Genomic DNA, 10,301 nt, shown 5'->3' with positions numbered 1-10,301 from the left:
GTACACGCTAGGCCACTCAAGGTTGTAGGCACCGGTTTCGATCAGGGTTACATCGAACGGGCCGTATTGCTCGCCAATCTGTTTGAAGCCGTCGAAGTAGCCGGTATCGCCGCTGAAGAACAGCCGCAGGTTTTCCTCCAGGATCACCCACGACGCCCACAGGGTGCTGTTGCTGTCGAACAGCCCACGTCCGGAAAAATGCTGCGCCGGGGTGGCAACGAAGCGGATGCCCTCGACCTGGGTTTCCTGCCACCAGTTCAACTGGCGAACCTTGGACGCCGGAACCCCCCACTCGATCAACAGGTCGCCAACGCCCATCGGCGCCAGAAAATGCTCGGCCCGGTCAGCCAGCTGGCGTATCGCCTGTTCATCGAGGTGATCATAGTGATCGTGAGAAAGGATCACTGCGGTCAGCGGCGGAAGCTCTTCAAGTTTGAGTGGTGGCTGGTGAAAGCGCTGGGGGCCGGCCCATTGCACCGGCGAGGCGCGCTCGGCAAATACCGGGTCGGTGATGAAGAAGCGCTCGTGCAGTTTCAGCAGTACCGTGGAGTGCCCCAGGCGCCACAGGCTGCGATCCGGCGCTTCGAGCAATTGCTGACGGCTCAGGGGCTGCACGGCAATCTCCACATCCGGCCGGGTTCCCGGCGGCTTGCCAAGGATCAGGAACTTGAAGCCGATGCGCAGTTTTTCAAACACGCTGTCTTGCGGCAATGCCCGCTGGTTGTGGTATCGCCCATCCTGGCGCTGCGCCGGTTCACCGGCCTCGGGGGGCAAAGGGGCCATGAGTAGAAGTGGAACTGTCCCATGACAACGGACGCCAAGAAGCGATACTTACATCGCTAACTTGGAGGTTCCCATGTACCCACCAAATCGCCGTAGCTACACCGACGAATTCAAGGCCCAAGCTGTTGCACTGGCTGAAACGGTCGGCAGAACCGAAGCCGCTCGTCAGCTAGAGATGTCTGTTAAGACGCTGGATAACTGGGTCGATGCGTCACGCAAAGGTCTTCCGTTGAGTTCACCGGAGCGTCAACCTGTTACCAAGGAGAGCAGCGAGCTGGCGCGATTACGGGCCGAGAATGCTGAACTCAAAATGGAGCGTGAAATCCTAAAAAAGGCGGCGGTATTCTTTGCCAAAGAGTCCAGGTGAGATACGCCTTCGTCGCTAAAGAGCGGGCTCAGTTCCCGGTGCGTTTGTTGTGCCGGGTGTTGGGCGTGTCAGCTTCAGGATTTTACGATTACCTAAACCGCCCGGTTCGCCCAGATCCAGACAAACAGATTCGAATTGATCTGCGCAGGATCCATGCCGCCAGTCGAAGCACCTATGGGCGGCCACGGTTGGTCGAGGCATTGCGTCAGATACCTCATCGAGTCGGCCACAAACGGGTTACGCGGCTGATGCACGAGGAAGGTATCCATGGCAAACCCAAGGCTCGCTTCCGGCCCCAGACCACGGACAGTCGCCACTTCCAGCCTGTCGCACGCAATGTGCTTGACCGTCAGTTTTCGGTACAGAGCGCCAATCCAGCCTGGGTGAGCGACATCACCTACATTTCAACCCGAGAAGGCTGGCTGTACCTGGCGGTGGTCTTAAGCATCCAGACCCGCCAGGTGCTGGGCTACAGCTTGGCGGACAGGATGCCGGATGATTTGGTTGAGCGCGCATTTATCAACGCTTGGAACGCCAGTTTGGGGCCTTCTGGGGTTGTGTTCCATTCCGACCAGGGACGCCAATATACGAGCAGCAAATTTCGCCAAGCATTGGCCGAAAAAGGCTTTACGCAGAGCATGAGCCGCAAAGGAAACTGCTGGGACAATGCCGTCGCTGAAAGCTTTTTCGCTACGCTTAAGAAGGAAGAAGCAAGCGGGGTCTATCAGAGCAAGAGGCTAGCTTATGGGGCAATCGCGAGCTACATCCATGGTTTCTACAACAGCAGTCGGCTGCATTCGGCGTTGGGTTATCGTTCACCGAACGCTTATGCAAAGGGCTTGAAGCAGAAACCTTAACACCCAGCTTCTTGGCGTCCGCTGCCAAGGGACAGTTCCAAAGCACTCCAAGGATAAGGGCTAATTTCATGTTACCCCAAGGTGGCTGCATCAACCGTGAAATGGCTTGTAAGGCCATTTTTCAATAGCCTGCGATTGTTCAACAATATTCACTCGTTTTATGCGATAAACGGCGCCCCGGAATAGACCAGCTACCATGATGGATAATAGAAGCGGCAAGGGACTTTCATTTGTCAGGAGAATATACCTGCCGCGCATTATCGGCCTGGGCATCGGCATGCTCAGTGTCATGGCCGGCATTTCAACCCTGCAGATGCCACCGTGGGTCTGGGGCCTGCTACTGTTCAATGGCCTGATCTGGCCACACCTGGCGTTTCAACTGGCTCGACGCGCCGCCGTCCCCTATCACGCCGAATACCGCAACTTGCTGGTCGATTCGTTGATGGGTGGATTCTGGACCGCCGCCATGCAGTTCAACCCACTGCCCAGCGTGACCATCCTGGCAATGATGGCGATGAACAACTTCGCCGCTGGTGGCCAGCGCCTGTTCTTCAAGGGGCTCTTAGTCCAAGGCCTGGGCGCGGGGCTCTCGATTGCCCTGCTCGGTGCCGGTTTGCAGCTGCAGGCCACGCCTCTGCAGGTTTACGCCTGCCTGCCAATGCTGACCCTGTATCCGATGGCGGTCGGCTGGGTCTGCTACCGGCTGGCAATGAATCTCTCCGAGCATAAACGCCGCCTCAGCGCCCTGAGCCGCACCGACAGCCTGACTGGTCTGCTTAATCACGGCTCATGGAAAGACCTGCTGCAGCTCAAGTTCCAGACCTGCCAGCAACAACATTGCCAGGCGGTGATCGCGCTTATCGACATCGATCACTTCAAAGCCATTAACGATACCTACGGACATGTCGTGGGCGACTGCGTATTGAGTCAGCTCAGCAACGAGCTCAAACTCGGCTTGCGCGAAGACGATTTGGCCGGCCGCTATGGCGGCGACGAATTCTGCCTGATCCTGCCCAACACCAACCTGGAGCAAGCCAGCCTGGCCATGGAGCGGCTGCGCGAGCGGGTTGGCAGCTACCGCAACCCACAATTGCCGGAACTGCGTATCAGCTTGAGCATCGGCCTTGCCAACTGCCGCGAGGGTCTGGCTGACGCCCAGGACTGGCTCAACGAAGCCGACAAAGCCCTGTATGCGGCGAAGAAAAGCGGACGCAACCAGGTCAATTTCGCCCAACCGGACCTCACAGCGCTGAAGCTGGCCTATCCTGATTGAACGTTCGCCCGGTGGCGCAGCCGCCGGGACGCAACTCACCAAGGATCAGGATGCGTATGGACAGGATCGTCGAGGTTTCGTCTACCAGCCCGCCCCCCAGCCTGCAAACGCGTAAACTCATCGCCAGTATCGCCGCGCTGTTTGCCCTGGCTTGCCTGATTGCTCTCGGGGCTTTGTTCAACATTGCCACCTCGCTCAACGCCGACGAGCGTGAAAAAAGCAGCTTCTACGCGCACAAAGCACTGGAGCAGCGGCTTGAGGCAGCCCGGCAGTTTCTCTCCAGCTACGCCGTATGGGATGCCGCTTATGAACACCTCAATGGCGTTGCAGACCTGAAGTGGGCCCATGAAGAAAAGAACGTCGGTGACTCGCTGTACACCGCCAGCGGGTTTGAAGGGGTGTTCGTGGTCGATGACCACAGCACCAAATACGCCTTGTTCAAAGGCCAGCTCAGTAGTGCACCGGCCAGCACCTATATAGATGACGCGCTGGCACCGATCATTGCCCAGGCCCGGAACGTTGCCACCGAGCGCCAGCAGATCACCCGGCACATATTGTTCAATGGCTGGCCGGCAGTGCTGGTGGCCGCCGCCATCCGTCCTGACGATGAAGAGCTGGGCATTGACCCGCAAACCACCTCGGTGATGATCTTCGTCGATCAGTTGACCCCGGAAAAACTGACAAACCTGAGCGCCGGCGCTGGGTTGACGGGGATGCGCATCGAGAAAACCGGGGCCTTGGCGGCCGACGAGTCGAGCTTGCCCCTGGGCACTACCGGCTACCGTCTGGAGTGGCTTACCCCACGCCCAGGCGATCAATTGCTCTGGGCTGTACTGCCGCCGTTGCTTGGCGCCATGCTGGTGCTCGGGCTGTTGATGGTCTACTTCTTCCGCTACGCCTTGCGTACTTCGCGGGAAATCGACGGCACCCTGCAACGCCTGCAGGCCAGCAACCTGGCTCTGGAAGCCAGCGAACAGCGTTTCCGGGCGGTAGCCGAGGCTGCCTCGGACTGGATCTGGGAAACCGACCGCCACCATCGTTTGAGCTACCTATCTCAGCGTTTTGTCGCGGTGACGGGGTTCAGCACCGAGGACTGGCTGGGACAACCGCTCAATCAACTGCTCAGTTGCGAAACCACACCCCTGACCCTCTGGCTCGACAACCAGGCCGATTCCGACCCTGGGCAAATGGCCAATCTGCGTTGCGGCTATCGCGACCAGAACGGTCAGCTGCGCTTTTGCCGGGTGTCGGCGCGCTCGATCATGATCAAAGGCAAGCTCGCCGGTTTTCGCGGCACCGCCAGTGACATCACCGATGAAGTGGCAGCCCACGCCCGTATCCAGCACCTGTCCATGCACGATGCACTGACCGGCCTTGCCAACCGCAACAAGCTGTCACGCTTCCTCGAACAGGCGCTACTCAAAGGCCAGGACGCCGCCCCCTTGACCTTGTTGCTGCTGGACCTGGACAGCTTCAAGCCGATCAACGATTCCCTCGGCCATGCCGCCGGCGATGCAGTGCTGCTGGAAGTCGCCACCCGCCTGCGCGAATCGACCCGTGACGGTGACCTGGTGGCGCGTCTGGGCGGAGATGAGTTCGTCCTGGTCATGAACGGCATGGACAGCCGCAACGAAATCGACCGCTTTTGCGCACGCCTGATCGACAATCTGCACCAGCCGATCCACTTCGAAGAACAGATTCTGCACGTCGGCGCCAGCCTGGGTGTCGCCCAGACCCGCCTGCAGGGCTTTGATGCCGGGGAGCTGATCCGCTGCGCCGATATCGCCCTGTACCAGGCCAAGGCCGATGGCAAAAACACCTGGCGCTACTTTTCGCCGGAAATGAACGAGCAGATCCAGTACCGCCGTCAGCTGGAAAACGACCTGCGCAAAGCGCTGAAGAACAACGAATTCGTCCTCCACTATCAACCGCGCTATCGCCTGGATACCTTGCAGATCGTTTCGGTCGAAGCCCTGGTGCGCTGGCAGCATCCGGTCGAGGGCCTGTTGGGGCCGGATACGTTCATTCCGTTGGCAGAACAGACCGACCTGATCGTGCCCCTGGGTCGCTGGGTGTTGCGCGAGGCCTGCGAGACCGCACGCAGCTGGCCGCAAGAGCTGCTGGTGTCGGTGAATCTGTCGCCCGCGCAGTTCTCTCGTAGCGATGTAGTCAGTGATGTCTACAAGATCCTCGTCGACACCGGCTTTCCCGCCCAGCGCCTGGAACTGGAGATTACCGAGAACGTCATGCTCAACGACATCGAAGGCGCGCTGGGCACCATGACCGCACTCAAGGAGCTGGGTGTGCGCCTGAACATGGATGACTTCGGCACCGGCTATTCGTCACTGGGCTATCTGCGCACCTACCCCTTCGACAGTATCAAGATCGACAAGCGCTTCATTGCCGGCCTGAGCAGTGACGGTAACGACCGCGCCGTGGTCCAGGCGATCATCAACCTGGGCAAGGCCATGGGCCTGACGGTTACCGCCGAGGGGGTGGAAACCGAGCAGCAACTCAAGGCCCTGAGCAAGGAAAAATGCCACGAAGTTCAGGGCTTCTACCTGAGCAAGCCGATCGACAAGCAGGCTTTCGAACAACTGTTGCGCCAACCTGTGGGAGCGGGCTTGCCCCGCGATGCGATGTAGCTGACAGACCACAATCGCGGGTCAAGCCCGCGCCTACCGGGATTACGCGCGCAGGCGCCGTTGCGCGGCAATCTCCGGCAGGTCGCGGCGACGCAGGTAAACCCGCAATGGCTCGCTGACATTGAGTCGCTCATCAACATTCTGCGCCAGGAGAATTTCGATCAGTGCGCGGCTCAGAGTCATGACTTCGCCCTCGCCGTCCTGCCAGACGAATTCGCTGCTGGGGGTGATGCTGTCATCGGCGACGTCCATGCCGAAAGAGTCTTCGCTGAAGCGCACGATATGCTTGCCCAGCTTGCGGTGATAGCCGACAAAACCCTTGAGCTGGTCGGCGGCGGCACAGATATCCTGTGATGTGATGTGCATGTCAAACCTCACTGAAGCATCCACAAGGACGCAGGACGAAAGGGATTGGCACGCGGGGCGGTTGTGGTCTCTCTCTGCTGGAGCGACTCGAGGTCCAAGGTTAATGGAAAATCCTGGCCGGCGGGTACGGATTTTTTCGGCCGATCCAGGCCGGCTCGCCAGACTTGACCCACACTGATTGTTCAAGTCGCCAGCTGCCGTGAGCGATCGATGAACAACACCATTACCGCCGATATCGCGACGATAGGCCGGATCAACGTGGTGCCGGCCATCTTGCAGGTAATCTGTGAATCCACCGGCTTGCGTTTTGCCGCCGTGGCCCGGGTCAGTGACAACAGCTGGACCGCCTGTGCGGTGCTCGACACCCTGGGCTTCGGCCTAAAGGTGGGGGGCGAGCTGGACCTGACCTCTACCCTGTGCCACGAAATTCGCGGCACTCACCGGACCATAGTGATAGACAAGGCCAGCGAGGACGAGCGGTACTGCAACCATCCCACGCCGCGAATCTACAGATTCGAAAGCTATATTTCGGTACCGGTGTTTCGTACCGATGGCAGCTTTTTCGGAACCATCTGCGCATTTGACCCCCAGCCTGCAGCGCTCAAGGGCAGTGCCATCCAGCCAATGATGGAGTCTTTCGCACGCTTGCTGTCGATCCAGATCGAAAGCGAGGAAAACGCCCAGAAAACCGAGCAGGCCCTGCAAAAGGAACGGGCCATGGCCGAGCTGCGCGAGCAGTTCATTGCCGTGCTCGGCCATGACCTGCGCAACCCGCTGTTTGCCATCACGGCCGGGGCCGAACTCTTGACTAAACGCCTGCCGGATGAAAAAAGCCGGACCATTGCCCAGCACATCCTCACCAGCGGTCGGCGCGCCACACAGCTGGTGCGTGATGTTCTGGACTTTGCCCGTGGGCGCCTGGGCAATGGCATCACCGTCAATATCCAACCCTGCCCGGACCTGGGCGATGCCCTCAGGCATGTCGCCTCGGAACTGCAACGTGTTCACCCGCAGCGACAGATCAGTCTGCACATCGGCGACTTGAGCGGGGTCAATTGTGATCGCGAGCGGGTCTCCCAGCTGCTCTCCAACCTGATAGCCAATGCCCTGACCCACGGTGCCCAGGACCAGCCGGTAGACGTCAGTGCACAGATTCGTGATCGAGCCTTCGTGCTCGGCGTGCATAACGTTGGCGCTCCGATTGCCCCGCAGGTTCAGGCGCAGCTGTTCCAACCGTTTTCTCACCCGTTGAACGACACGGTGCAATCCGGCCTGGGGCTGGGTCTGTACATCGCCAACCAGATCGCCCTGGCCCATGGTGGGCGAATGGAGGTGATCTCGAGCCAGGAAGCTGGAACCCTGTTCAGTTTCCGCCTGCCGCTTGATCCAGACGAGGCTCAAGCAACGCTGCCAGCCAATCCATGAACGCACGCAGGCGCGGCGGCACGTGTTGTTGCCTGGCATAGAGCAACGAAACCGGCATCGGCGGCGGAACGAAATCCGCCAGCAGCGCCACCAGTTCGCCGCGATCCAGATGCCCTTGCAGCCCTGCCGCTGGCGCCTGAATCAAACCAAGCCCGGCCACACAGGCACTTTCATAGGCCTCGGTACTGTTGACGGTAACGGTCCCGGCCATGGGCTGAACCTGCAAGGCACCGGCTTGCAGGTACTCGAAACCCGGACCACGGCTGCCCAGGTTCTTCACATAGTGGATCAACTGGTGGTGATGCAGGTCGGCCAGGCTCTCGGGCACGCCATGGCGCTGTAAATAGCGTGGACTGGCGCAGTTGATCTGAGCGAGGAAACCCAGCGGCCGGGCAATCAGGTCCAGGTCACTCAAGGTGCCGATGCGCAGCACGCAGTCGAAACCCTCACGCAACAGGTCGACCTGACGATCCGTGCAACTGATCTCCAGCTCGATCCCCGGGTGACAGTCAATGAACTGCGGCAGGTTGGGCAGAATGATACGCCGCGCCATCAAGGTCGGCAGATCGACGCGCAAACGACCGATCAGCGCGGCCTTTTCACTGTGGAACAGGCCTTCGATCTCATCCATGCGCGACAACAGGTCTTTGCTACGCTCGTACAGGTGCAAGCCATCCTGAGTGGCCTGGACCCGCCGCGTAGTGCGGTTCAATAAGCGCGTACCGAGCAGGCTCTCCAGGGCCCTGACCTGCTCGGAGACCGTTGATCGCGGTAGTCCCAGACTTTCCCCGGCAAGGGTGAAACTCGACAGTTCGCTGACCCGGACAAAGGTACGCAGCAACTCCAGCTTGTTCATGGTTGCAGGCTCGATTGTTCGCAAGTACCGACCAGTATTTCCGAAAACCGTGGATTTATCAGCATTCAGCCGACCAATAGACTTTCTTCGACTTCTCCCCTCTCACCCCGAGGTACAGAGCATGAATCGGAAAATCGCATTGATCACCGGCGCCAGCCGCGGCCTGGGCAAAAATACCGCGCTGCACCTGGCGGCCCAGGGCATCGACATTATCGGCACTTATCACAGCAAGGCGCAGGAAGCCCAGGCGCTGGTGCAGTCTCTGGAACAATCGGGTGTGCGCGCCGCAATGCTGGCTCTGGATGTCAGCGACAGTGGCAGCTTCGAAAGCTTCGCCGAGCAATTGCACCAGACCCTCAGGTCAGTGTTTGGCCGCGAGCAGCTGGATTTTCTGGTCAACAATGCCGGTATCGGCATCAACGCGGCGTTCAGTGAAACCAGTGAGGCGCAGTTCGACCAGCTGTGCAACATCCAGCTCAAGGGGCCGTTTTTCCTGACTCAGCGGTTGCTACCGTTGATTGCCGACCAGGGCCGGATCGTCAATATTTCCACCGGCCTGACCCGCTTCGCCCTGCCCGGCTATGCGGCTTATGCGGCGATGAAAGGCGCCATGGAAGTACTGACTCGCTATCAGGCTAAAGAGCTGGGCGCGCGGGGCATCCGCGTCAACATCCTCGCCCCGGGCGCCATCGAGACCGATTTTGGTGGCGGCGTGGTCCGCGACAACACCGAGGTCAACGACTTTATCGCCAGCAATACCGCCCTGGGCCGGGTCGGCTTGCCGGATGACATCGGCGCGGCAGTCGCACTGCTGCTCGGCGAGGGTGGAGGCTGGATCAATGGCCAGCGTCTGGAAGTGTCGGGCGGTATGTTCCTTTAAGCGACCTGCACGCCGCCCAGGGCCTGATGCAGTTGGGCAAGGGCAGGCAGTTGCAGAGCCTGAGCAGCAAAACATAGCCCCACCCGGCGGGTCAGTGCCGAACCTTGCCAAGGGCGCCACTGCAGCCCGGAGTGGCGCTCGACCAGCGACTGTGGCAACAACGCTGCCCCCAACCCTGCGGCGACCATCGGCACGGCCTGCTGCAGGGAACCGGCATGCCCGACCTGCTCGCCATTGCCATAGAACGCGAGCAGGCGTTGATGGGAAACGTGCTGCGGGCAGGTGATCCAGCGGTCAGTCGTGCTACTGCCCGTGGCCATGGCAAACACGAAAGGCTCATCCCAGAGCGCCAGGAACAACTCATCCTCACAGCACAAGGCTTCGACCCCGAGCCGCGCATCGCCGGCACAACCGTCGAGCAAGGTCAGTTGCACAGCGGGGACAGCCTGAATGGCCAAGCGGACAAATGCCTCAACCTGACTGGCGGCGATATCCGCTTCTACACCCAGTTGCAACGGCAGGCGGTCCTGCCCCTCGCGGAAACGTCGGCTCAAGGCCTGTGCCTCAGCTACCAGGCGTTGCGCCTGTGGGTATAACTGCCGGGCCTGTTCACTGACCTCGACACCACGCGCCTGACGCAGGAACAGCATGACGCCCAGCTCTTCTTCGAGCTGGCGGATGGTGACCGATAATGTCGGTTGGGCGACGCACAGCCGTTGCGCAGCCGAGGTGATGTTGCGCTCCTCGAACACCGCAAGAAACGCCTTCAGATGGCGAATATCCATAGGTAATTCCGATACCAGCGAGAGAAATAAGCCGTTTTTCAGACGAAACTCAAGCCAATACACT

At 59.9% G+C, this 10,301-nt stretch carries 10 protein-coding genes (1 of these 10 only partly in view); 6 read left to right on the top strand and 4 right to left on the bottom strand.

The genetic code is table 11. The annotated features are described in order from the left end of the window. On the bottom strand, positions 1–783 hold the 5' portion of the coding sequence (locus tag PSAKL28_RS06295; protein WP_038608005.1) for an MBL fold metallo-hydrolase. The gene continues 282 nt to the left of window position 1, outside the view; only the first 783 of its 1,065 coding nucleotides appear in the window; the start codon lies at positions 781–783; its stop codon lies off the left edge, out of view. Between the two features lie 73 nt (positions 784–856). On the opposite strand from PSAKL28_RS06295, the gene PSAKL28_RS06290 reads away from it, so the two are divergent. From PSAKL28_RS06290 to PSAKL28_RS06275, 4 genes are all read left to right on the top strand, one after another. Continuing rightward, a complete protein-coding gene (locus tag PSAKL28_RS06290) occupies positions 857–1,150 on the top strand; it encodes a transposase (protein ID WP_038608001.1) in 294 nt (97 codons plus the stop codon). Continuing rightward, positions 1,147–2,007: an IS3 family transposase gene (locus PSAKL28_RS06285; RefSeq protein WP_051939191.1), complete on the top strand. Its 861-nt coding sequence runs from the start codon at positions 1,147–1,149 to the stop codon at positions 2,005–2,007. The genes PSAKL28_RS06290 and PSAKL28_RS06285 overlap by 4 nt, the downstream gene beginning before the upstream one ends. Before the next feature lie 199 nt (positions 2,008–2,206). Then, positions 2,207–3,280, top strand: a complete 1,074-nt coding sequence (locus PSAKL28_RS06280) for a diguanylate cyclase (RefSeq protein WP_038616280.1) — start codon at positions 2,207–2,209, stop codon at positions 3,278–3,280. A gap of 56 nt (positions 3,281–3,336) precedes the next feature. Next, entirely contained in the window at positions 3,337–5,925 is a 2,589-nt protein-coding gene (locus tag PSAKL28_RS06275) for a bifunctional diguanylate cyclase/phosphodiesterase (protein ID WP_038607995.1), read from the top strand. Between the two features lie 42 nt (positions 5,926–5,967). Here the strand turns inward: PSAKL28_RS06275 and PSAKL28_RS06270 are convergent, their stop codons facing one another. After that, the gene (locus PSAKL28_RS06270) at positions 5,968–6,291 is read right to left on the bottom strand and encodes a DUF2025 family protein (RefSeq protein ID WP_038607993.1); all 324 of its coding nucleotides are present in this window, start codon (positions 6,289–6,291) and stop codon (positions 5,968–5,970) included. Positions 6,292–6,501: 210 nt separating this feature from the next. On the opposite strand from PSAKL28_RS06270, the gene PSAKL28_RS06265 reads away from it, so the two are divergent. Further along, positions 6,502–7,716 (top strand): GAF domain-containing sensor histidine kinase, encoded by a 1,215-nt coding sequence (locus tag PSAKL28_RS06265; protein ID WP_038607991.1) that lies wholly within the window; start codon positions 6,502–6,504, stop codon positions 7,714–7,716. Here PSAKL28_RS06265 and PSAKL28_RS06260 read toward each other — a convergent pair. Further along, a complete protein-coding gene (locus tag PSAKL28_RS06260; RefSeq protein WP_038607989.1) occupies positions 7,655–8,572 on the bottom strand; it encodes a LysR family transcriptional regulator in 918 nt (305 codons plus the stop codon). The two genes, PSAKL28_RS06265 and PSAKL28_RS06260, sit on opposite strands and share 62 nt — an antisense overlap. Positions 8,573–8,693: 121 nt before the next feature. Here PSAKL28_RS06260 and PSAKL28_RS06255 point away from each other — a divergent pair, with 121 nt between their 5' ends. Beyond that, positions 8,694–9,452 (top strand): SDR family NAD(P)-dependent oxidoreductase, encoded by a 759-nt coding sequence (locus tag PSAKL28_RS06255; RefSeq protein WP_038607986.1) that lies wholly within the window; start codon positions 8,694–8,696, stop codon positions 9,450–9,452. On the opposite strand, the gene PSAKL28_RS06250 is transcribed toward PSAKL28_RS06255, so the two are convergent. Then, positions 9,449–10,237: a LysR family transcriptional regulator gene (locus PSAKL28_RS06250; protein ID WP_038607982.1), complete on the bottom strand. Its 789-nt coding sequence runs from the start codon at positions 10,235–10,237 to the stop codon at positions 9,449–9,451. The two genes, PSAKL28_RS06255 and PSAKL28_RS06250, sit on opposite strands and share 4 nt — an antisense overlap. Positions 10,238–10,301: the final 64 nt, after the last annotated feature.

This window comes from Pseudomonas alkylphenolica, from assembly GCF_000746525.1.
GTDB classification, from domain to species: Bacteria; Pseudomonadota; Gammaproteobacteria; order Pseudomonadales; family Pseudomonadaceae; genus Aquipseudomonas; species Aquipseudomonas alkylphenolica.
Note: the sequence above shows the minus strand (reverse complement) of the source record. Positions and strands in the feature narration are given on the sequence as shown.